The organism is Polaromonas sp. JS666, assembly GCF_000013865.1.
Lineage (GTDB): Bacteria > Pseudomonadota > Gammaproteobacteria > Burkholderiales > Burkholderiaceae_C > Polaromonas.
Map to the genome: position 1 here is coordinate 186,898 of NC_007949.1, position 22,712 is coordinate 209,609.

Genomic DNA, 22,712 nt, shown 5'->3' on the forward strand with positions numbered 1-22,712 from the left:
CGCACCGAGGAGTGCAAATGTTTAGGATTTTCAGTTTTCCTTGATGTTTTGTCGGTCAAACTTTATGGGCGTCTACGTAGTGAAGTGTCGGCACGAGCTCATCTGGGGAGCGTAGATTCACAGCGATGGGTGAAAGCCACTTGACGCGACGGGCCTGCTGGCCGTCTCGTGGGCCAGTGTTATAGGTGTGCCAGTGGGCTCTTCTCATATGGGGACGGACTGTACCGCCGTCGCCGGGTCCGGTTCGGTCTGCAATGGTTCTGGCCTCTCTCAGCGCAGAACCAACGCGAAAGCCAACGTCCCAAAAAGAAATTCGGTCAGCGCTGTAGCTGCGCTTGCCAGCTGATTCCTGAGTGCGTAAAGCTGCTCGACGATTTCCAAGCCCTTGGGGGGCGACGTCGGACTCATCAGCGCAAAGGTAGAGCACAAGACTGGCTAGCCGCAACCTCAAAGCGTTCATGTCGTCCAATACTTTATTGACCATATCGGGGTCTCGATACTCATCATCAGTGGCTTTGGGCACCGTCTTCCATGCATTACTAAGGCTGTCATGTTCTGGAAGATTATCTTGAACCTCCTTAAGAACTTGCATGGCGTTCAATGATTCAATATAGCTGGCCTTAGACGCAGCTCCAAAACTACCCCTCAGAAGATCAACATGGTCATGCACATGAATGAATTCCTTGCTACGCATGAAATCGCCTGGGTCGAGTTGGGGGTGCCGACGCAAAGCTAAAGTGAACTCGAGTATCAACTCTGGTGAGCTGCGCAGAAGTAGCACGAGTGCCCATGGATCGCTCATTTTCGGGTCCACGAGAATCTCGAAATGTAGCTCGGGTGCTTCATCGCCTCGTTTGCCGCTGCTTGCATGGTCGTCAATATAAGAAAAGAATCCATGCATCTTTAACCCGGGGGAATGCTGCATCCCAGGAGTGGGGATGTACACGCACCAATCTGGAAGGCGAAAAAAACAGTCTTCGGGTAATCCGTCTTTAACGTCGCTGTTGACGATTTCTTCTAAAAGCGTTGGATCGAAACGGTAGACGCCCTTGGTCATGCGCCACGCGGCAAGTGCAGAGCCCAAGCGCATTTGATGCATTAAAAGCATTTCGGCTTCTGCAAGGCTATACGTGTCTTTTTTTAGCTCTGCAAGGACACCGCCCATGACGTTTACAGGCAAATAGCACCAATCCTTCCAGCCGTATCCAACGACTGCTTCCGGGTACTTTCTGGCCATTTCCACGACCTTCCATGCGCCGGGGAAATCGTGGCCATAACCATCAAGGACGCGCTGCGGCAATGTAACTTCACGAGTGACGGCTTCCCTAAAATCGGATGATTGACCGAATTGATATTTCTTATTTGATTTCATTGGCAGTTCTTTAAAATTCCGCCACCAATCCGTGAATACGGTTGGAGCCGGTCTTTAGGTTTATGGACATCTATGTCTCCCGAATTAGGAGTTGACCTTTTCAAGTAACTTGTCAAACTCGTGCAAGACCTGCAGTTGGGCTTCACGGATGGTTGGGTGGGGTTCGCCGCTGTACCAGACAAAACACCGATTCTTGGCGCGCGTCAGCGCCACGTACATAAGCCGGCGTTCTGCCTCGGTATTCACCAGGTCGGAGCCATCCTCCGGCTTACCCGCGTCGATGACGTGGACGGTCTCGAATTCCATGCCCTTGGACGCGTGCATGGTCATGAGGGTGACTGGACCGGTCTCCGTGCTATTTTTGTTCCTGGCGATGAAGCTCAGTCTGCTTGAAATCGTGCCCTTAAGCATTTTGAGGGTGGCTGCTGCTCCTTCGATAACTTCCTTGATGCCCTTCGAACGCTGCTTGGAAGCCAACCACTTGCCTACATCAAGCACCACCTCGTCAACACTACCGCCGGCTTGCGATCGCAACTGATCACGCCAGTATTTGCAGAATTTGGCGAATTCCTTGATGAGAGCGGCATCTGTGGATGTTGCGCTGTCGAGATCCGGTACCTGAGCCTCAAGAAAGTCCTCCGCTCTGCCACGCATGGACTGAAGCAGCTCGGTTTTTACAGCGTCGTCCAGGCCCAGCGTCCCAAGGCATCCAAAAACCCCCACTGGCGAGGCATCCACAAGGGATTGGAGCAAGCCCAGGTAGGTGGCAACCCAAGGGTTGTCCCAAAACGATTTGCCCAGGCGGACGTACGCAACCTGACGCTCTGTCAGCGACAATTCCAGGTCATTAAGGGATTTGTTCTTCCTAGCCAGCACCGCTACGTTTGAGTGCGCGTTGGGTGTCCTGCTGATCAAGTCCGCCAACTCCTTGCACTGGCTTACAGGCGAGGCTGTGTGGTACGAGGCTATCTTCCCTCCCGGGCCACGCTGAGCAACAAGGTGCTTGGCAAGCCGATTCTGGTTGTTCTGGACCAGCAAAACAGCGTGGGTCAGGATTTCCTCGCGGCAGCGGAAGTTGTCGCCCAGCTCAATGCGCTTCGCCCCGAAGGTGTCCATAAAGGACTTCATGCCGCTGTAACCCAAGGCGTGGCGCCACTCATAGATTGATTGGTCGTCATCCCCCACGATGGTGACATTGATTCCAGCGCGTGCGTGGGCGAAGATCCAGACTTTCTGCAGTTCGTCAGTGTCCTGTCCTTCGTCCACCAGCATGTCGGTGTAGCGCATAGGCGGAATGGTGCCGTTGTCGGCGAATAGGGCGCAGTCACGCATGACCGTGTACAGATCCGTAGCCCGACTGGCGCGTAGCCGCTCCATGTACCGACTCACCACCCTGGCCGCAGGGCCACTGAGTTCATGGGCCTCCCTATCAATGGCGTACATGTAGGACTCGAATTCCTTTCGGATGTCCTTCACCAATTCCATATCACTGGAAAACGGACTCAAGGATTCATTGAGCAGAATCCCTTGTTGAGCTGGGCCCAGCACCTTCTCGTGCGTGCGATGTTCAAACAAGTGCTGGAGGGCAATGCTGTGAAAAGTACCAACGCGCAGGCGGTGCTTTGCGATAGGGGGCTGACCTGAGCCCACTTGTGCCTTCTCAAGGCGTTTTCGCATTTCCTCGGCACCTTCCTTGGTGAAGGTGACCATGATGAGGGAGCGGCGCGGGTCGCTCAGAATCCGGCGAGCCTTGGCCACGGAGGTCGTAGTTTTGCCAGAGCCTGGGCCGGCGACGATCATCAGGTTGCCGTCGTGGTCAATCGCTTCTTGTTGGGTAGGTGTGAAGGCCATAAACGCGCAAAAAAAAGGCCGCGCGGGTGCGGCCATTTAGGATGATTCTGATTTAAGCGTCAGTCAGAGCGTCTGCCTTGTCAGTCAGAGGGTCTGCCTTCTTTGCGCGGGGCTTGGCGCCAGCCGCCTTGCTTGCAGCTGCTGTTGCGGCCGCGGCGTCATCAATGACTTGAGAGGGGTCGGCGTTATCCAGATTCAGGCTGCTGTCAGTCGCGCTGTCGTCCTTCATCGACTTGTCGAAGGCGTCGAGTTCCTTGCCCTGGGCTGCAATCGTTTCGGCCTTACCGGACTCAACATGTCCATGCTGTTCCTTGATCAAGCGGTCTGCTTCACGGTACAGGCGAACCACTTCATTGCGCAGCGCTGCAGCGAAGGCGCGAACAGACTTCTTGCACATGAACTCGGCTTCGGCACGTTGGGTTGAGTTGATCACGCCCATCAGGTTGGCGGTGCCGGCCACCAGATTCAGGCGGTCGAGTTCCTTGAGAATGAGGAAGTAAGCGCGAGCGTGACCCGAAATGATGGGTACGGAGGTTTCAATGGCGTTGGGGTAAACGGCGCTTTCCATCTTCACGCCGTTCGTTTCCATGAGCTTGGCAAAGCGGTTGTTCCAGTTGCCGATCAGTGTCCCAATGCTTTCCAGCTTCTTGGTAATCATGTCGCCATAGCGGTCCAGGAGGCCTTGATCAAAGCCGTTCCAGGAACGGTACTGATACTCATAATTCAAAACCTTGGAAATGAACTGGAAGTCACGGCGGAAAAAGTTGATTGCCGGAGGAGAACTGAGTTTTGCATCATCGATGAACGCGATGGGACCCATGAACTGATTTGCGAATTTCTCGCCGAAGACTGAAATGACCGCCTGCCGCTGCTTGGAGGGCAAGAGGTCTACGAATGTGTTGGCACTGCGCTCGGGTGTTGACATTGGGAGACTCTCCAAAATAGTAATAAGTACGCTATGAATTTAGGGCAGATGGCTCAAATGCATGCCCGAACAACGCACTAAAAACTAGCCAAAGCCTCGGCAAAGTGGAGGGTGACGAAGGAAATCTGCCATTTGTGTTGACGCTTACTAAAAATGCCATGCATAATTAATTCCGAAAGCTGCAAACCAGCGATCAGTGCAGATGGAACACTTAAACGTTTCGATCCGAAAGCGTCAGTTGCGACGGTAACTGGCAGCCTTACAGGCATAAAGAAATTGAAGAGGCCGAGAAGTTGGCTTCTCTTGGGGGGTGCATAAGCACCCCGTCCATGATCTTCAAAGACGTGAAATACATGACAGGTTGATACCGACTTGTGATGTCTTTCTCGACGATGTCGGAAAAGTCATGCAGCAATGCATGGTTGCGCATCTTGTGTGCGCCTTAAATGCGATGACGTACCTTCGGGGAAGTCATCTTCACAACCTCCCATACGGGCACTACTTGCCCTTTGGGTGATGTGCTCGTGATTTTTCTAGGAAATCTCATGAGCACGTTCATCAAAATCATCCTTGCTGTTGTAGCTATCTACGCAGTTGTTGCAGTCGCTGGTGCCAATACGGCCTCCGTCGGCAAGCAAAAGATCGTTGACCGCCAAGCCAAGATCGAACAGGTCCTGGAGGCTGCCAAGTAAGAAAAGAAGACCTCCGGGTCTTCTTTTTTTTCTGTCCATCAAACATCGCTCAGTTCGAGCACATCACCAAAAACTCCAAGCGTCAGAACTGCTGACCGGATTGCCAACATGTGCAGTCCTGTGAGCACTTCTCGATGCAAATCGAAAAGAGCGAGCCTCGTGTTCGCATAAACCATGATGGGGTAACTCATCAATTTATCAACCCGGCAGGGAGCCATCCCTGCAGGGGAGCTCCTTTGTCGGTTCACTGACAAGGAAGACATGAAGATGAAAACTGTCCTTCTGCTCAGTCCCTTAGAGGTCTGGCATGAGCGTGAGAGCGCGTAAACGCGCAGAACCCAAACAGCTTTTCCTTCCCACGATGTTCCTGCCTCATGAAGAAGAGGCCAGAGAGCAAGCGTTCCAAGCCCGCCATAAACGGAAATTAGAAAGTCGAGCGAAGTATCAGAGCCGCGTTTCCAAAAACAAGGTGAAGACTCGCAAGATTGACGACATACATCCGAGCCTCTTTGACCTGCCCCTTGGGCCTGTTGAGGACGTTGAGCTGAGCATTCCATTTGATCCGTACGACGACCACGTTGGCATGGACAAGCCTGATCTTACCGATGAGGCGGCAATGGATTGGAGCGAGGGCGCCATAAATCAACTGCACGAGGGCATGGTGATGTATTCACTGCGCCTTCTCAATGCACGTGGAAATGGCAAGGAAAAGAAAGCAATCCTGAGTTGGATCTTCGACCCACATGCCTTGGCTTACGCCGGGGACATGGACGGTCCTGAACCGCTTTGGACAATTATTCAACCATCTGAAGTTCCGTTTGGATTTGAACTGTGCTGTCGCCTTTCCGGCTACGACCCAGAGCGAATCAGAGAAGGCTTAGCACCGATTCTCAAAGAACTGGACCTGGATGAACTCTTTAAAGAGGTAGAACATGAGCGAAACACAGAGCAGCGTACAAGAGCAACAAAAGTATCCAATACGCTCAACATTCAATATTCCCGAGGCACCGGAAAAGGCGGCGATTCTGGGCCTGAAGCCGGGACTCCCAGGAGTACCGAAGGTAGACCCGTACTACGTCTTCGAAACCGAACGCCTGCGTGACATGACGATGTTCTGGATCGGCGGCTTCAAGTCCATGCTGATCGAGGGCGATCCGTCGGCCGGGAAAACGTCGTTTATCAAGCAGTGGCACGCGAAGTTGAATGTGCCGCTGTCAACAGTGGCATGTAGTCCTGACACGCAGAACCATCAGGTGTTTGGGCAGATGCTGCCGACCGAAAATGGAACCCTGCGCTGGCATGACGGTCCAGTCACCAAGGCCTGCCGCGATGGCACCTCGGTACTGCTGGATGAGTACAACATTCTGGAACCTGGGCAGGCATCCGCCTTGAACCTGATACTGGAAGGGTACTCATGGACTATCCCTGAAACGGGCGAAGTCATCACCCCCGCTCAATCTACGCGGTTCTTTGCAACACAAAACAGCATCGACAGCCAGGCTGCCGTGACCGGACGCAACGTCATGGACGTGGCCAACGAGGACCGATTCTTCTACATGGAGGTCGATTTTCTGTGCCCTGAACATGAAGAAGCCCTGGTCCTGCGGACACTGCTTCCGGGCGGTGTGCAAGCAGAAGTAGCGAAGCACATTGCCAAGCTGACGGTCGAAGTTGCCAACAAGGTACGCGTTGCGTTCCGGGATGGTGATGAAGCGATTGAGAAGCCACTTTCAACCCGTGCAGTTCTGCGCTGGGCGAAGTTGGCCTCGATGTACACGCCGGTTCTCAAGGCCAAAAGGCAAAGCGGGTTGCATTTTGCGATGCGCCGCGCACTGAAGATGCCGCGATCCATGGCTGCTGCCGTCAATGAATACATCACTCTGGCGACAGGGTTTGATGAAAACCTCAACCAGGTCAGCCCATGAGCTTGCTCTATGAGCTGTACCAGCACCCCACAAAGGGGGCTTGGGGTGTGGCAGTCAAGGGTCAGACGGTTCACACCGCCGCGGTCAACGGCCTGTCATTCATTGATGCAGCCTTGCCAGCTCACCAGCTTGCTGGTGAGATCAGCAAGCGGTTGCGAATGGGCTATACGAAGACAACCCGTGCGAAGTACCTCAAGGTCGTAGATGGCCCTGAGGGAAAGCGGGAAGGGAGTTTCGTTGAGCAGCACCCCGAACTTGCCGTTCAAGGTGGACTGGTGCTTTTCACTACGGTGAGCAATGCGGACGATCTGCAGGCGCTCTCCCAGCAATGGGAGGCGGCTGTTGAGAAGTCTGATGCGCGACCAGTTGAGATTGCCAGTTGGGTCAAGGACGTGAAGAACGCAACCCAATACATCGTCGCCCCGGCAACGCACCCAGCCATTGCGCTGGTGCTGGCTGACTGGGCGATAGAGAACAAGCGATTGCTCGTTGCGGGTGCCGAAGGCGTCCCAATGCAAGCGCCAAAAATTGTGCCAAAGGAGTGGGAAGACTGGCTTGCCGGTTTCTTTACTTCCAGGAGCGATATCCGTACTGCCTTAGAGCAGTTGGGGTGGTCGCTGCGTGATGCGCTAACGCGTAATGACGTGCAACCCGAAACAAACGTAGGCGATGGCGACTCATGGTTTTCGAGCGCTTCGTCGAATGCCTTTTAAGAGGATTTTTGATGATCAACAATAAGAGTGTTTATCGCCCTGGATGGGTGAACTTTCTGATGACTCTGGGAATGGTAATTTTCGCACTGCTGCGGTTTGCCATCCGGGCCATCGCGTGGATCACAGTGAAAGCATTGCTTTTGCTGGATAGGGTTGGGCCAAGGCGTAAAGCCGATCCCCGTGCTCTGGGCACCATTGCCGCCGCAAACGCGAATGTGCCCGTTCATCGTGAGTTTGTAGCCACTACCGTGCTGGAAACAGCACCACGCGGCGAAGAGTTCATACCTGCTGACCGTATCGTGTCCATTCGTTTGGATCCGCCGGTTGCAGTGCTGAACCTGCGTATCTACTACAAGCATAAGTTGATCAAGCGTGAAATGATCGTCACTGAGCAGCGTCTACGGACGTTGATGCAGGGGCGGCACCACACGCTTGGTGAAGTGGCCTTTGATCCTGTGAAGGGTCTGGAAGCAATCAAGGACGAAACCGTGCAAATGGCGCAGGACTTGATCAATTCGACAGGCAACATCAAGGTGTCAAAAGCCAAGGGCAAACCGGAAGAACGAAGCGACAAGCCAGTTCAGCCGAAACAGGAGAAAGTGGTTGCCAAGCGTCAGCAAAGCGAGCCCAAACCTGTTGAACCGAAAGCTGTGGCGGTACCCAAAGCACAGCCGACGCCCGCGCAGCCTGCACAGCCTCGCAATGCGTACGTACCCAGACCTACCAAGGGGGTCACGTTTGAAGGTAAGCTGGTCGAAGCTGGCTCCCGTGTTTTCCGACCCGAGGGCCGAGCACCATACGAGACTTTTGAGGCATTGCTCAAACTCGACAATGGCGTGGATGTGCCGTTGCGTGGTGCAGAGCTGGAGCGAGAACTGCAGCGCTTCAATGTGCGTGTCGGAGAACGCGTTGCAATCACGCCAATGGGTAAGGTGCCAGTCACCCTGCCCAGCGGCGATGAAGGATCGAAGAACGTGTATCGTGTAAGCCGTTTGGACGGAGCGAAACAATGATCTCGATTACTGCACATGGCCGCTTGGCGCATCAACCGGAGTTGAAAATGATTCCGGGGGGTAGCCAGGTATGTGAATTCCGCCTTCTTGACTCGCGTTTCCACAAGGGTCAGGAGGTCACGGAAGCGGTTACGTTTTTTTGCTTCGGTGAGATGGCTGAAGAGTTTTGCTCGACGACTGTCAAGGGACAAGAAATCTCTGCCACCGGTACACAGGAAACGCAAATCTACACGCCGGCAGGTGGACCGACCAGAACGTACGTGAAATATCGTTTGTCCTGGTTCTCTCGTGGACGCAAGCCTTACACAGGCGATCGATCGCAGAGGCAGGGGTATCAGGGTGGCGTGCCACAAGGCGATCGGCCGGCACAGGGGCAAAACGATGGTCCGATCCCGGGCCAACGTCCGCAACAGAGGCCACAAGGTGACCAGCAAGACCGCAACTGGCAGCCAGGTCATGAGAGGCATCAAGCCGCTCAAGGCCATTCTGGCGGGTACAGCGATCATGGTGGTGATTTTTCTCACTCTGGGTTTGCCCACAGTGGGAGTCATGAACCGGGCTTCTAGCCTTAACGAACTCACTTCAACCCAACCGGGGCACTTCCCGGTTGGGGAGTGCTCCTTCCCAGGAGGCACTATGCCATTCATGTGTGAGCGGCTGGTCCAGACGGTCCGGCAATTTCAAGATTCAACAGGTGAAGTGGCCATGACTATCGTGATCGAGAATCGCGACGAAAGCATGGGGATTCACAATGTAGGGTTCGACCCCAAGATTGGACTGCTTGTGGATGGCAAAACGCCATCACTCACGTGGTACATCGAGGCGGAAGACTTTCACCCCCTCCAGTGGGGCCCAACGTTGCTGCACTGATTTTGGCAAGGCTCGGACGCAAGTCCGGGCCCGCTGCCTTGCAAAGGTCCATATATTCTGAGAAGATGCGAGCGTTATGAAAAAAGTCGGTGCCCGGCTTTTCTCATAACCTTCCAACGGAGCTGGTAAGCCGTGCTGAGAAATCAGCGTACCCAGCCTTCAACATGTCCTACCCAGCGTAGGCGATTCACATGGCACTCCCTGGTGGGAGTCGCAGTCTACTGGTCAGGCTCATAATCCTTTGGTCGTTGGTTCAAGTCCAACACGCCCTACCACTTTCTGTAAGGTTTTCGGCGGAAGTAGGTGCATACATATGCCGGTCCACAACGGCGTTTAGTTGCCACTTCGTTGCCGTTCTTGCCGCGAAAGGGTAGCGCGATGAAGCCTGCTGAGCCGCTCAAGTTCACTCTGATTCGTCCAACGAGCGGAATCGAACTGCTTGGGAAACGTCGAAAACCATTGACAGATCGGACTCAGGACGAACTTCAAGAGTTCCTCAGACGTCTCGAGGCCGACGACTACACGTTTGAGCGCTTCCAGGGAGTTGCAGAGCTTCGCGTTTGGCAGGCGCTGGCGCTGCACCAGTTCCTGGACCCCGCTGTCTTGGGCCTGAACAGGAAAGGCCGATTGGGCGAATTAAAGCGAGCGGCAAAGATGCTGCTGCCCTCAAGTACCCGGCTCCTGACTTTTGTTGCTGATGTCCCGATCATGCTTGAGGACATTGAGCAAGGAAATCTGGTCTGCGTCAAATCGACAGGCGATCTTTTGCAAAGCTTCACCACGCCCGAGCAATTCAAGTCCTACGTGATGAAGGGGCGACTCAGCGTTTATCCGCAGCGGGCCCGGAAGAAGGAATCATCGCCAGTCGTCCCGGCGTTATTGCCGCCGGTCCTGCGCGACATGTGGGAAGGGATTGAGCGTTGGAAGCCTGTTGACCAAGGCGGAACCGTTATCCCCGGCCGCCGCTCGACCGAGCCGGACCTGCTGCCATTCTTTGTTGAGCGGGGTTACTCCATGCATCAAAGCAAAGTTTTGGCGTCACTTTGCCGACCTCCCACCGCCCACATCGGGCGCCCTCCCAAGGAGCCGAGCCACAGTTCGATGTTCCCTGGCTCGGTAAGGTCAATGCGAAAGGCTTAAAGCCTTTTGCCTGCGCGGAGAAATATCTTTCGAACTTTTCATTTGCTGATCGCTGATGCAGCATGCCGTCTCATGAAGACTCGCATCAATTGGCAAGCATGATTGCTACAAAGGAAGAATCGAATGATCTCCGGCTATTGCGGGAAAGTCAGATCCTGGAGTTGATACCGGTGTCTCGATCAACCTTTAGACGCTGGGTCAAGGCCGGTAAATTTCCGGCTGGCTTCAAGGTATCCGAGAGAATCACCATGTGGTATAGCTACGTTGTCTTTGATTGGATAAAGAGCCCTCCAGAGTCGCCAGAGGTGCGCCAATGGTGAAATTGACCCGCGAGCAACTCTACCGATGGGTGTGGAGTTGTCCGATGACAAAAATCGCCGACGAACTCGGAATCTCTGACTCCGCGTTATCCAAAAAATGCCGTGAGCATGACGTTCCAGCACCTTACCGCGGCTACTGGCGGCAGGTCGAACGGGGCAAACAGGTGCAGCGCGTGCCGCTTCCGGATCCCGATATGGGCGCTACTGAGGTACCGGTCAACGTGAGCGAAGCGCGCGCAGCCGAGCTGGATCAATTGCCGGCGCCGGTGGTGAATGACAAGTCGTATGCTGGGCTAGCCCTACCGAAAGTATTGGCAGGTGCTAAGGCTCCCCAGGTTGCGGCTGCAAGCGGTTTTGCGAGCGGTATGCCAAGGCCGCAGGTCGGCCTGGCCGAAGAGGGGCGCGAGACCATGGCAGCTCCCGCCGACATCATTGCCTTGGCGACACTGCATGACAAATCTGTTTCAGCGAGGCGCTTTATGGAGGCCTTGAGAGAGGCAAGCCAGGATTGTGATGCGCCGACGAAGGCGGTGCTCATGTTGTGGACCGACGCCGCCGGAGCGTTCATTTTTCAATCGGACCCTATCGCCCGAGTCATCAAGGAGTGCCGCCGTGTGGCGTCAGGAAATGGCAATCCCGGATGGTGGACCTCTATACAGCAGGGAAATGGTGGGCATCAATAACTAACGTGCTGCGCATTGAAGTGCCCGCATTCGAACACCAAGGCGGTGCGCGAAAGATCGATGTCCGTTGAATGATTTTGCAGGCTCTTCGGTGCTGCTCAATCGCAACCTTGGACGCTGGCAAGTCTTCCGCCGTTATGGATTTATGGATTGCTTTGCGTGGGTTCGACTGCCTGCATCGTCCCGCTCTTGAGTCGAACGCGCAGCTCCCCAACGTTCCATAACGTCACTCTGCCGATTCGAGTAGGTTGCGGCAGATGACCTGATTTGCACCAGCGCCAGACGGTTGCCGGCGAGATGGCGAACAGGGCGGCGACAACGGGAAGTCGCACGCCCGCGGATGAAGGAAGACTGTCAAATCCCGCGAAGGCTGCGCGATCAGTATCCCTCATATGCCCAGCTCCCTGTGTCATCACCAGCGGCGTACCGTCTCTACGCTTTCCGGAGCCAACCCATCGTGAGTGCGTCGGGGGCGCATACGCCGGGGACGTATCATGTCCAGGGCAGGCTCAGCATTCAGAAGATCATAGAAATCTTCAGCACGAACGGCACGCGGATCAGCCGGCCGAATTCTGAATAGCGGCAGCCCCGCCAGCTGGAACAGCTGGTTCTTGATGTCGTCACGACTCGCCGCGGTTTCGCTGTCGTGCCATGATGAGTCCAGTTCAAACCCCGCTACTGGATCCTCGTCGCAGGTGCACAAAAGAATGTCGACCTGAGACTGCCATGCAAATTTTCGAAAACTCTCAGGTATGGAGAGACCAAGCTCATCCAGATCGATGAAGTTGCGCAGTGCGATATTGGGATAGGTTTGCAGCGATGGGAAATACTGGCGGATCGCGCGCAGAAACTCTCGCTCCTGATTGCTTGCGCACAAGTTCCGCCGAAAGTCGAGCGCGTCGGAAGCGGACCAGGTGCGAATAGAGAATGTGCTGACGATCGACACACGCTTCACCTGTGGGCACTCCTGGGCGAGTGGTGGCTCGCGTCGACGTCGAACAGAGTCCGAAAGTTTCGTCGCTGCCTCAACGCGAATGGGTAGCGGTTTAGCCGGCAGGTCAGCCGTCATCGCAAGCGTCTTCAGCGCGCCATCGATGTTCTGATTGATCATGCTTCTCAGGTCGTTCTCAACCAGCAGCAAGCTTCCGTTCAGTGCAAGCCGCCATAGCGTCACCAACGCTTTGGCTGTGACGCTGCCCTTTTCGAAGCCTCTGCGCAGCGCTGAGGGAAGAGCAACTTGTGTAAGGGGTATCGCGGCGGGCTCAAATACTGCGGTGAGCACGTATTGCTCATATGCCGCCAGGAAGCCCTCTAAATCATCGGCCTCCAGCCGTCGTCTCATATGCTCGATTGCTGCACTCATTCGAATTGGCTTCACAAGGAACTGTCCCCACGCTAGGTCGTGAACCTTCAATTTGACGAAGGGCTGTAAACCGGTTTGAAAAGGGAGCGGCTACCGACAGCTATGAGGTTTATGTGAATTAGTGTTTATGTGATTCAGAGCATACGCGAAGTTGCTCTTTCTGTGAAGGCAAACCCCTTTGCGTGCTTCGTGAAACCAGGCCATCGACAAGCTTTTGGGAGCACATCAAAAGCGCATGAATCGCTATGGATACTCATGGATCTCCATAGCTCTGCGCGCAATATTTTTGCGCTTTTCGGCACACATACAACCTCAAAGCGAGCCGCGCGCGTCAGTACCTTGACGGCACGCCGGTCGCGGGTGTTGTGGTACCTGACTCTTGACGGTTCTGATGAGGCGCTCAGGTGTCCTATGCGTCCAATCCAGGTCCTGAGGTGGTGAGCCCATTTTTAATGGCTTCTTCGAGAGAAGGGGCGGATGGCCCCGGGCTCAATGACTGCGGGCAGGTTATGACCCGCAGAGCGGCCGTATGGTGCTACTTGGCATCGCTGGTGTGGCGTACCTTCTCGAAAAACTCAAAAATCGAAAGGTTGAATGCACCAGCGATGACCTCAAGCGCATTGAGTGTTGGGTTGGCTTGACCCCGTTCAAGTCGGCTGAGGTACGTTTGATAAAAGCCGCAACGCTCACCAAAAACAACTTGGCTCATACCGCTCTCAACACGGAGCTTGCGCACTGTCATTCCCACTCTTAAGGCCAAGGTTTTCTTCACCTTGGTGAATATCCAGGCAATATCCTAATTCACATAAACACTAATTCACATATGTTGTGTAGGCATCAACACATCGAGTCTGGATCCAGATACCGACATTTCCTATGTCACAAAAATTCAAGCTGCATTGGCTTTGCCGATCAACGAAGTGATTCTGAGTGAGGGCCGACCCAGGACATGCACGCTTGAGGAAATCCTGCGCTATCAAAAACCTCTTTCGTGACACACGCATGCCCACCAAGCTATTGTTCCTCGATATATTCCTCCTGCTTCACCCCCGAAGCTGGGATTGCTCGGCAGGTCTGACCTATCGTCGCGAGGTCGTCCGCCCGCGTTACCGTTGGCGAAACTATCTTGCCGCTTTCCTGGCAATCAACAGCTGGAACTCAAGCCCAGATGTCTCGGGTGCAGGCTATTACTACTGCCAGCTGACGCATTTTCTGCCACGTTGCCTTGCGGGGTGCGCCGCTCTCCAACTCTATTTCAGCCACGGCCGCAGACAGCACACTTAACGGAGCCTCGTCGAGCACGGCCCGCAGTTGTGCAATGTGCTTGGGAGGAATTGTGCCGGTGACCAATGCGTGACGCAGTGTCTCAGGCGGTATTGGCTCGCTGTAGCTAATGCTGCCTGAACGCGCTGCCATTTCTAGCGCGTTGCTGGTTTGTGCATCTGATTTTGGCTTGCGGATACCCGTCACCCCCAGCCCGTAACCCAACACGTTAGCCAAGCGCTCGGCGCGCGTGAGGCTTAGATTGGCGAGCTTTCCGGTTTCAAGCTCGTTGATCGTGGCACGTGATAGCCCGGCCAACTTTCCAAGGCGTTCCTGGCTGAGACCCATTTCGGATCTTTGGCGTTTTACGACATTGGAGAGCTCACTGAGGATGGCCATCCCGTCACCTTAGCAGTCAATTTTCAAAATGTCGAATATATTTGTCTCGTCTATGACCAATATATAAGAAATCACTAGCCCATGTTAGCCATGGGCCCCTTATTTGCTGTACAGCAAATCAAGGAGTTGAGCATCCGGCCAGTGACGGAATAAGGGTGCCTCCGTTCAGCAGCGTTGGCGTCAACGGCGACGGCACGGTTATGCTTCCAAACGCGGAACAGTTATGGTTCTAGGGACATATGCCACCTAAATATGACACGCTGACTCCCGACAAAGGGTCCAAGATATTCCTTGATGTGGTGGCCGAAGAGATTTCGCACGCACCCCAAAATTGAGGTCGTGAGCTCTAGCGGCCGACGGATTCACGAATCTTTTGACGATCTGCGCAAGTCGCTCTCGCCAGATATCCAAACTCGAATTATCGATGTCAACCCTTACTTTGATGACCTCTCAGAGTTCGAGGAAAGCATGATCCCCGAGACACAGCCCTTAGACGCCTAAGGCTAGATGTTCTGAGCAATTAAAGTCGTAAACAGGTTATTAAAGTCGTAAACACGGCTCTAGCACCCATGCGGGTTTGCGAGCAGGTGAATTTTTACGGGCTTGTTTAAAGTCGTAAACACGCCTGTAAATGTGGGATGCCGAGCGACCGCTCAGCAGCGAGGCTGTGTAAAAACCCCTTGAACCTTGCATGAAATTTGCTGTCACATATCGAACCGTACGGAGGGTTGGATATGGCGAGATTCATTGTGGGTGCGGATCGGCAACAAGTCACGCTGCTACCGGAGTGCTTGGACGACTTCATCACTGAAGACAACACCGTTCGGGTGGTTGATGCGTTCATAGGTGAGTTGGATATGGTGGCCCTGGGTTTCGAGGGAGCAACCCCGGCTGCAACGGGTCGACCTTCGTACCACCCATCAGTGCTGTTGAAACTCTACCTCTACGGTTACCTCAACCGCATCCAGTCCAGTCGCCGCCTGGAGCGCGAATGCCAACGAAATGTGGAGCTGATGTGGCTGACCGGGCGCCTGGCCCCTGACTTCAAGACCATTGCGGACTTCCGTCGTGACAACGGCAAAGGCATCCGCAATGTGTGTCGGCGCTTTGTGCTGTTATGCCGTGAGCTGAAGTTATTTAGCGAAGCGGTGGTGGCCATCGATGGCAGCAAGTTCAAGGCCGTCAACAACCGGGAGCGCAACTACACGCCCGGAAAGATCGAGCGGCGTGAACGCGAACTCGAAGAAAGCATCCAGCGCTACCTGGACGCCCTGGAAACAGCCGACCGCACCCAACCCACAGAGATGCAGGCCAAGACAGAGCGCTTACAAGGCAAGATCCAGAAGATGCGCCAACGCATGCAAGACCTGCAGGCTGTCAAGGCACAGCTAGAAACCCTACCGGATCGACAACTCTCCCAGACCGACCCGGACGCACGGGCCATGACCACCTACAGCGCCAAGGGCACAGCCATGGTGGGCTACAACATACAAACAGCGGTAGACACCAAGAACCACTTGATCGTGGCGCATGAAGTTACGAACAACGGCAGCGACAGGTCACAGCTGAGTCAGATCGCACTGGCTGCACGCGAAGCCATGGGCAAGCGAAAATTGAAAGCTATCGCTGACCGCGGGTATTACAGTGGCACGGAGCTCAAGGCTTGTGAGGATGCAGGGATCGCAGCAATTGTTCCCAAGCCCATGACGTCAGGCGCCAGAGCCGAGGGGCGTTTCGATAAATCAGACTTCATCTACATCGCCCGCGATGACGAGTACCAATGCCCTGCTGGGCAGCGTGCCATCCACCGCTTTACAAGCGACGAGAGGGGAATGCAGATTCGTACCTACTGGAGCAGCTCGTGTATTGGATGCGCAATCAAGGCGCAATGCACTCCCAGTGACTACCGGCGCATAAGGCGCTGGGAGCATGAGGCGGTGATGGACAAGGTACAGCAGCGTCTGGATCGTATGCCAAAGGCCATGACGGTGCGTAAGAGCACTATTGAACATGTCTTTGGAACGCTCAAGCACTGGATGGGCTGGACGCACTTCCTCACGCGGGGCATGCACAACGTGGCAACGGAAATGAGCTTGAGCGTGCTGGCTTACAACCTCAAACGTGTCATCCGCATTCTTGGCTTTGCGAAGACGATAAAGGCAATGCAACTGGTGGGTGCATAGGCACCTATTTAGATCGCAGATCTGCCAATACTGGCCGTCCAACGACCCATAGGGTTCCCATATAGGGTCTGCGGTACAAATTAATTAAGAAAATCTGACGCACCCGAGAAATCGTGGAGCGCGCGATGATGATTCGGCTTGCCGATGCGTTGTCACACAGCCTCCAGCGGGAGCTGCCGGTGGCCAGTGCCCGCTTTCTGGCAGCCCAATTGCATGAGTTGGGTTACAAGTCAGTCATCGGTCGTAGCGGCCTACTTAGACGTCAAATGGGCTAGTCGACCTGCGCGCCGCTGGTAACTTTGAAATTCAGTACCTGTGAACCGGCGGCTTAAAGAATGCAAAGGCGACCTTTTGCGATTCGTAACGTCGGGCTAAGGCCTGCCGCTCACTTCGTCACCACTTGTCGTCAGCCCTGCTGGAAGTGCCTTGAGCCGGCGCGGCAGAAGCTGCAGCATTGGTGGTACGCGGCTTCGCTGCAATCACAGGTTTCACAGGGCTGGCGCCAGGGGCATCGGCAACTGCAGGATCAGGTGCCTCTTGAGATGGCGTCATGCCAGCTGTTTTTTGCGAACCCGCTGGGAGCTCTTGGCGTAATTGCAAACCACCGGGAGAGAGCTGCTCGAGGTTGGAGCGCACGTTTTCCAGCCTGCCGTAGGACAAGTTTGGCGTGACGCGTTCCACCACCAGCTCACAACAAGGCGACTCTGTTCGGCCCAGGCTCTGTCCTGTTTGCGGGTCCTTCATCTCGTTGCCCATGGTCACCATGGCATAGGCACCTATTTAGATCGCAGATCCGCCAATACTGGCCGTCCAACGCCCCATAGGGTTCCCGTATACGGTCTGTGGCGCAAATTAATTAAAAAAATCTGACGCACCCGAGAAGTCGTGGAGCGCGCGATGATGATACGGCTTGCCGATACGTTATCACACAGCCTCCAGCGAAGGCGGGCATCGGCTAATGTCTGCTTTGGGGCTCAACTGCTGGCCGCAGATTCCCTCGCCGTGTCGTGTCGGGCCGGGAGGCGCTATGCTCATACCGCCTGCCTTTCTATTGCAGCACGCACTTGCCCGGCGACGGGAATGGGTTCTACGGCGCCATAGCCTTCTGTTGACAGGGCAGCGGCAACCGCTGCATAGTAGCCCGCCGTCTCCAGGTCATCGCCCGCCGCCAGGCGGGCCAGCAGCGCGCCACCAAAGGTATCGCCGGCACCGGTGGCATCAACCGGACGGCAGGGAAAGGGCGGGATCCTGATGCGTTTGTTGCCATCCACCAGGAGCGCGCCATCCGAACCAAGCTTCAGAGCGACGACGCGCGCGCCGAGCTCCAGGCAGAAGTCGGCCAGCCGGTCAGGATCCTGCAGCCCGCTGATGGCCACAACGTCCTCGTAGCTCGGCAGGCAGATGTCGGCCTGCCGGATCAGCTCGCGCATCACCGCGCCTGCCCGAGCCAACGGCCAGAGTTTCAGCCGCAGATTGGTGTCGAACGAAACCTTGACACCTGCCGACCTGGCGATGTCGATCGCCGCGAAACAGGTGTCGCAGGCGCTCTCAGAAATCGCCGCCGAAATGCCGGACAGGTGCAGGAATCGCGCGTCAGCAATGCGTTCGGCGGGCAACTGGTCCGGCGTCATGCGGCTTGCGGCAGAGCCGCGCCGGAAGAAACTGAAGTGGTGGCCGCGCTCGTCATGGTTGACGAAGTAGACGGCGGTAAACCCCCGGGCATCGGTGCGCACCCCGGAGTGATTCACACCTTCGCGTGTCCATAGCTCCCGCAGCATCTGGCCATACACGTCGTCACCGACCGCAGAGACATAGCCGACGCTGGCTCCCTGGCGGGCCGCCGCGATGGCGGCATTCGAGGTGTCGCCGCCATAGCCCTGCAGATACTTGCGCCCGCCGTCCTCTGAGGTCTGGTTGAACTCGACCATGGCTTCGCCAAGGGCCAGGATATCGGTTTTCACGAAAAGCTCCCGGTTGCATCAGATACGGCCGTACTTGGCCAGGCCGGTCCGCAACGACTTCTCGGCGATGATCAGGCGCGCCTGCTCCAGCTCGCGCTCATCGATTTCGATCGACATGGCCAGCACCTCATCCGCCTGGTCGCGAGGAACCACAACCACGCCGTCAATATCGGCCACGATGATGTCACCCGGGTTCACCTGGACCCCACCCACCTCGACAGGTACTTGCGAGGCCACCGTCCTGAAACGGCCCAGCGTGGTACCGGGGCTGACGTCACGGGCATACACGGGAAAATCGTAGTCGCGGCGGATCTCGGTCAGGTCGCGCACGCCACCGTCGAGAATTGCGCCTGCATGCTCGTTGGCCACGGCGCCTGCCGTCATCAGGCCGCCCCAGACGGCCACATTCGGCTCTCCGCCGGCAATCGAGATGACGATGACGCTGCCGCGGGGAGCTTCATCGATAAGGTCCAGCGCGTGCTGCGGAGGCACGAATTCATCTGTGGCGACTTCCAGCACGGTGGCGGCAGGGCCGACCACACGCTTGTCGTTGATACGCGGTTTGATGCTGGCGTCCATATAGCCGCGCTTGCCGCACACCTTGTCCACCGCGTCGGCCACGGAGGCCACGGCGACGGACTGGAAACCTTCAATAAGTTTGTTCATGTGAATCTCTGAAAAGAAAAACTACCACCGGTTGAGCCAGTTGCGCGGCGCCTCGCCGCGCAACACGCGGGCTGCTTCCTGGGTTGTCTTGAGTTGAAGCTCGCGCATCGCTTCCTCGCTGTACCAGCCGATGTGGTTGGTAACAGCGACGTTGGTCAGTGCGAACAAAGGATGGGCCGGATCGGGCGGTTCGGTCTCGAACACGTCCAGTCCTGCGCCCAGAATGCGGCCTTCCGACAGGGCACGGTACAGTGCATCCAGATCGATCAGGCCGCCGCGCGAGGTATTGACCACAATGGCCGTGGGCCGCATCAGGCCCAGGCGCCGGGCATCGATGATGTGCCGCGTTTGCGCCGTCAGCGGCGCATGCAGCGAGATGATGTCCGCTTCACGGCAGATGTCGTCCACGTCGGCGGCTTGCACGCCATCGGGCAGCTCGGGGCACGGGTCATTCACCAGCACCCGGCCAAAGCCGAAGCCGGAGAATTTTTCGTGGGTCATGCGGGCGATGCGTCCATAACCGATCAGTCCCAGGGTTCGGCCGCGCAAGCGGTACATGGGCTTGATCACCCCGGTAGACCAGCGCCCGGACCGCACCTCGCGGTCGTGTGAGACTACCTGCCGCACCACAGCCAGCGCCAGGGCCACGGTCTGGGTGCTGACTTCATCGGTTCCATAGTCCGGCACGTTGGCCACCGCAATGCGGCGCGCTGCCGCAGCAGCCATATCAATGTTGTCCACACCGATGCCGTAGCGGATGACCGCCTTGCAGCGGTCCATGGCATCAATCACGCGCCGCGACACGCTCGATTCGCGCACCAACACGACATCGGCGCCGCGCACGGCCAGGATGGCGGCCTCTTCGCTGCCGCGGCAGGGGCGCAACTCGAAGCTGGCCTGCGCCTCGCCGAGCAGGCGAATTTCCTGGTCATACCCCGCGTAGCCGTCGTCGATCGCCACCACCCGATACGGCAAGGGCTGTGCAAGGGCGGACATCATGCGTTCTCCTGGCTCATTTGCGCGTGCTGTCCGCAGCCTGGACCAGCTTGTCGGTCCATTCCTTGCTAACTTCAGCGTCAAGGTACTTGCGCACAACCGGCTGGGATGCCTTGCGGAAACGATCGACTTCCGCCGCGCTCAGCTCGGTCACGATCATGCCCTTCTCGGTCAGCACCTTCTTTGCCGACAGATCCTGCTCGCGCGTCATGTCGCGGTGAATCTTCTTGGCTTTCTCCACGCCTTCGGTCACGGCTTTCTTTTCGGTGTCATTGAGACCATTGAAGAAGCGGTCGCTGACCAGATACGCGTGCAGGCTGTAGACGTGTCCGTCAAGCGTGACATGTTTCTGGTGCTGGTACAGACTGGCAGCGAGGATGTTGGTGACACCGTTTTCCTGGCCGTCGGCGGTACCTTGCGCCAGTGCTGCGGGCAGTTCGCCCCAATCGATGGCCGTGGGGCTGGCGCCCAGGGACTCGACCAGCTTGACGAACACAGGGCTGGGCTGCACGCGCATCTTCATCCCCTTCATGTCATCAGGCGACCGGATGGCGCGCTTGGAATTGGTGAAATGCCGAATCCCGTTGTCCGCATAGGCCATCAGGCGGATACCCGTCTTTTTGCGCATGTCCTCGGCCAGATCCTTGCCGAACTGACCGTCCAGGACGGTGTAGGCGTGCGCATGGTTGTCGAACACGAACGGCAGGCCGAAGATGTTGAAGGTCTTGTAAACGCCGGGAATACCGCCGTCATGAACCACCGCCAGCTCCACACTGCCCAAGCGCAGGCCTTCCATCATCTGCTGCGCAGTGCCCAGCTGGCCGGCGGGGTAGATTTCGACCTTGATCGAGCCATTGGTGGCCTTTTCGACGTGCTCCTTGAAGGCCACGGCCGCCACATGTTTGGGCTGGTCGTTCTTGGCGGGCTGGAAGTGCGCGTACTTGAGCACCTTCTGGGCGTGCGCCGGAAGGGCAACGAAGCCGGTCACCAAGGCGGCGACCAATGTCAGTAGCGAGAGTCTTTTGGAATGCATGGGAGTCTCCTTGTGAACAGGTTGAAGGTTGAAAACACTTTGAAAAAGGCCTAGTTCCTGTAGCCCAGCAGGCCCGGCAGCCAGGTGGACAAAGCCGGGAAGAAAGTGAGAAGCGCCAGCACGATCAGCAGTGCGACGAGCATGGGCCGGCCTTCGCGCACCATGGGCCCCATCTGGACGCCAGAGACAATCGAAGTAACGAAGAGCAGACCGCCCACCGGGGGCGTGATCATTCCGAGCGTGAGGTTCACGATCACCACGATTGCGAAGTGCAGCGGATTCAGGCCGGCAGCGTCCGCCAGCGGCGCGAGGATGGGCACCATGATCATGACGCCGGGAAGCGGTTCGATGAATATCCCCACCAGCAGCAGCAGCACATTGATGGCCAGCAGCAGCATGCCCGGCGACAGCTGCATGCCTGCGATCCAGGCCGCAACGGTCTGCGGGATCTGGCCCACGGTCAGCACCCAGGCGAACACCGCCGACGTAGCGACGATAAACAGGATGGATGATGTCATCAGCGCCGTGCGGAACAAGATGGCAGGCAGCTTGTCCATGGTCAGCGTGCCATATACAAAGCGGCCCACCAGCAGGGCATACAGCACCGCTGCTGCGGACGCCTCCGTTGGCGTGAAGACCCCAAAGTGGATCCCGCCCAGGATGATCGCAGGCAGCATCAATGCTGGCAGCGCCCGTATGAAAAGTCTCAGGATCGGCGACGGGTCCAGCAGCTCCGGCGCGGAGCGATAGTTGCGACGCACGCTCACGATATGGTTAACGATGGCCAGGGAACCCGCGATCAGCAGTCCGGGCACCACACCCGCCAGGAAGAGGCCGGTAATCGTCACGCTGTTGTCTGTCAGCGCATAGATGATCATGATGATCGAAGGAGGGATGATGGGACCAACAATGGCGGTGGAAGCCGTGAGCGCTGCCGCGTAAGGCGCGCTGTAACCCGCCTTGCGCATCATCTTGATCAGCATCGCGCCGGGTCCTGCGGCATCGGCGAGTGCCGAGCCGCTGATCCCGGAGAAGAAGGTCAGCGTCAGGATGTTGGCATGGCCCAAGCCACCTCGCCGGCGGCCAACAAGACGTGCCGCGAAGTGCAGCAGCACGTCGGTCAGCGCACCGCCAGACATGAGTTCGGCGGCCAGGATGAAGAACGGAATCGCCAGCAGCGGAAAGCTGTCCAGACCGCTGAACAGGTTCTGGATGACGATCAGCCCGCTCAGCCCCGGTTTCATCCAGATGGCAACGAGTCCGGCGATCAGCATCGCGAAGGCGATTGGAAGGCCGATCACCATCAGCCCAACAAAACTAATACCCAGGATGGCGCTCATGGTT

At 56.5% G+C, this 22,712-nt stretch carries 22 protein-coding genes and 1 pseudogene; 10 read left to right on the forward strand and 13 right to left on the reverse strand.

The genetic code is table 11. The features are described 5' to 3' along the window. Nucleotides 1–55: 55 nt before the first annotated feature. From BPRO_RS25400 to BPRO_RS25410, 3 genes are all read right to left on the reverse strand, one after another. On the reverse strand, nucleotides 56–1,372 hold the full coding sequence (locus BPRO_RS25400; protein ID WP_011485930.1) for an AcrVA2 family anti-CRISPR protein: 1,317 nt from the start codon (nucleotides 1,370–1,372) through the stop codon (nucleotides 56–58). Nucleotides 1,373–1,456: 84 nt separating this feature from the next. Continuing rightward, nucleotides 1,457–3,259 carry an ATP-dependent helicase gene (locus BPRO_RS25405; RefSeq protein ID WP_011485931.1) on the reverse strand — a complete coding sequence of 601 codons (1,803 nt, stop codon included), beginning with the start codon at nucleotides 3,257–3,259 and terminating at the stop codon, nucleotides 1,457–1,459. Between the two features lie 16 nt (nucleotides 3,260–3,275). Continuing rightward, nucleotides 3,276–4,148, reverse strand: coding sequence for a hypothetical protein (locus BPRO_RS25410; RefSeq protein ID WP_011485932.1), 873 nt, complete (start codon nucleotides 4,146–4,148; stop codon nucleotides 3,276–3,278). A gap of 545 nt (nucleotides 4,149–4,693) precedes the next feature. On the opposite strand from BPRO_RS25410, the gene BPRO_RS29910 reads away from it, so the two are divergent. Further along, nucleotides 4,694–4,840 carry a hypothetical protein gene (locus BPRO_RS29910; RefSeq protein ID WP_157046012.1) on the forward strand — a complete coding sequence of 49 codons (147 nt, stop codon included), beginning with the start codon at nucleotides 4,694–4,696 and terminating at the stop codon, nucleotides 4,838–4,840. A gap of 38 nt (nucleotides 4,841–4,878) precedes the next feature. On the opposite strand, the gene BPRO_RS29915 is transcribed toward BPRO_RS29910, so the two are convergent. Further along, the gene (locus BPRO_RS29915) at nucleotides 4,879–5,031 is read right to left on the reverse strand and encodes a hypothetical protein (protein ID WP_157046013.1); all 153 of its coding nucleotides are present in this window, start codon (nucleotides 5,029–5,031) and stop codon (nucleotides 4,879–4,881) included. 741 nt (nucleotides 5,032–5,772) lie between these two features. Here BPRO_RS29915 and BPRO_RS25420 point away from each other — a divergent pair. From BPRO_RS25420 to BPRO_RS25450, 8 genes and pseudogenes are all read left to right on the forward strand, one after another. Further along, nucleotides 5,773–6,765, forward strand: a complete 993-nt coding sequence (locus BPRO_RS25420; protein WP_011485933.1) for an AAA family ATPase — start codon at nucleotides 5,773–5,775, stop codon at nucleotides 6,763–6,765. After that, complete coding sequence (locus BPRO_RS25425) at nucleotides 6,762–7,478, forward strand: hypothetical protein (protein ID WP_011485934.1); 717 nt, start codon at nucleotides 6,762–6,764, stop codon at nucleotides 7,476–7,478. The genes BPRO_RS25420 and BPRO_RS25425 overlap by 4 nt, the downstream gene beginning before the upstream one ends. 11 nt (nucleotides 7,479–7,489) lie before the next feature. Continuing rightward, nucleotides 7,490–8,491, forward strand: a complete 1,002-nt coding sequence (locus BPRO_RS25430) for a hypothetical protein (protein ID WP_157046014.1) — start codon at nucleotides 7,490–7,492, stop codon at nucleotides 8,489–8,491. Further along, nucleotides 8,488–8,736: pseudogene (locus BPRO_RS30995) on the forward strand (single-stranded DNA-binding protein); the annotation flags it as partial. The gene BPRO_RS25430 and the pseudogene BPRO_RS30995, both read left to right, overlap by 4 nt. A gap of 178 nt (nucleotides 8,737–8,914) precedes the next feature. Continuing rightward, the gene (locus BPRO_RS30640; RefSeq protein WP_232291593.1) at nucleotides 8,915–9,361 is read left to right on the forward strand and encodes a hypothetical protein; all 447 of its coding nucleotides are present in this window, start codon (nucleotides 8,915–8,917) and stop codon (nucleotides 9,359–9,361) included. Nucleotides 9,362–9,739: 378 nt separating this feature from the next. Next, the gene (locus BPRO_RS25440; RefSeq protein WP_011485937.1) at nucleotides 9,740–10,501 is read left to right on the forward strand and encodes a hypothetical protein; all 762 of its coding nucleotides are present in this window, start codon (nucleotides 9,740–9,742) and stop codon (nucleotides 10,499–10,501) included. Nucleotides 10,502–10,599: 98 nt separating this feature from the next. Beyond that, complete coding sequence (locus tag BPRO_RS28965) at nucleotides 10,600–10,821, forward strand: helix-turn-helix transcriptional regulator (protein WP_041390451.1); 222 nt, start codon at nucleotides 10,600–10,602, stop codon at nucleotides 10,819–10,821. Between the two features lie 44 nt (nucleotides 10,822–10,865). Beyond that, nucleotides 10,866–11,504, forward strand: a complete 639-nt coding sequence (locus BPRO_RS25450; protein WP_041390453.1) for a hypothetical protein — start codon at nucleotides 10,866–10,868, stop codon at nucleotides 11,502–11,504. Between the two features lie 412 nt (nucleotides 11,505–11,916). Here BPRO_RS25450 and BPRO_RS28230 read toward each other — a convergent pair whose 3' ends face one another. The 3 genes from BPRO_RS28230 to BPRO_RS25465 all read right to left on the reverse strand — a co-directional run bounded on the left by BPRO_RS28230 (nucleotide 11,917) and on the right by BPRO_RS25465 (nucleotide 14,529). After that, nucleotides 11,917–12,867, reverse strand: coding sequence for a DUF2726 domain-containing protein (locus tag BPRO_RS28230; RefSeq protein ID WP_011485940.1), 951 nt, complete (start codon nucleotides 12,865–12,867; stop codon nucleotides 11,917–11,919). A gap of 535 nt (nucleotides 12,868–13,402) precedes the next feature. Then, nucleotides 13,403–13,609 (reverse strand): helix-turn-helix domain-containing protein, encoded by a 207-nt coding sequence (locus BPRO_RS25460; RefSeq protein ID WP_157046017.1) that lies wholly within the window; start codon nucleotides 13,607–13,609, stop codon nucleotides 13,403–13,405. Nucleotides 13,610–14,025: 416 nt separating this feature from the next. Further along, the gene (locus BPRO_RS25465) at nucleotides 14,026–14,529 is read right to left on the reverse strand and encodes a helix-turn-helix transcriptional regulator (RefSeq protein WP_011485942.1); all 504 of its coding nucleotides are present in this window, start codon (nucleotides 14,527–14,529) and stop codon (nucleotides 14,026–14,028) included. 734 nt (nucleotides 14,530–15,263) lie between these two features. On the opposite strand from BPRO_RS25465, the gene BPRO_RS25475 reads away from it, so the two are divergent. Next, a complete protein-coding gene (locus tag BPRO_RS25475; protein ID WP_011485943.1) occupies nucleotides 15,264–16,712 on the forward strand; it encodes an IS1182 family transposase in 1,449 nt (482 codons plus the stop codon). Between the two features lie 393 nt (nucleotides 16,713–17,105). Here the strand turns inward: BPRO_RS25475 and BPRO_RS28975 are convergent, their stop codons facing one another. The 6 genes from BPRO_RS28975 to BPRO_RS25500 all read right to left on the reverse strand — a co-directional run bounded on the left by BPRO_RS28975 (nucleotide 17,106) and on the right by BPRO_RS25500 (nucleotide 22,708). Next, nucleotides 17,106–17,477, reverse strand: a complete 372-nt coding sequence (locus BPRO_RS28975) for a hypothetical protein (RefSeq protein WP_011485944.1) — start codon at nucleotides 17,475–17,477, stop codon at nucleotides 17,106–17,108. 266 nt (nucleotides 17,478–17,743) lie between these two features. Further along, a complete protein-coding gene (locus BPRO_RS25480) occupies nucleotides 17,744–18,673 on the reverse strand; it encodes a sugar kinase (RefSeq protein ID WP_011485945.1) in 930 nt (309 codons plus the stop codon). Between the two features lie 18 nt (nucleotides 18,674–18,691). Further along, nucleotides 18,692–19,339, reverse strand: coding sequence for an RraA family protein (locus tag BPRO_RS25485; RefSeq protein WP_011485946.1), 648 nt, complete (start codon nucleotides 19,337–19,339; stop codon nucleotides 18,692–18,694). A gap of 21 nt (nucleotides 19,340–19,360) precedes the next feature. Further along, nucleotides 19,361–20,338: a C-terminal binding protein gene (locus BPRO_RS25490; RefSeq protein WP_011485947.1), complete on the reverse strand. Its 978-nt coding sequence runs from the start codon at nucleotides 20,336–20,338 to the stop codon at nucleotides 19,361–19,363. A 13-nt stretch (nucleotides 20,339–20,351) separates the two neighbouring features. Next, a complete protein-coding gene (locus BPRO_RS25495) occupies nucleotides 20,352–21,368 on the reverse strand; it encodes a DctP family TRAP transporter solute-binding subunit (RefSeq protein WP_011485948.1) in 1,017 nt (338 codons plus the stop codon). A 50-nt stretch (nucleotides 21,369–21,418) separates the two neighbouring features. Next, nucleotides 21,419–22,708, reverse strand: coding sequence for a TRAP transporter large permease (locus BPRO_RS25500; protein ID WP_011485949.1), 1,290 nt, complete (start codon nucleotides 22,706–22,708; stop codon nucleotides 21,419–21,421). Nucleotides 22,709–22,712: the final 4 nt, after the last annotated feature.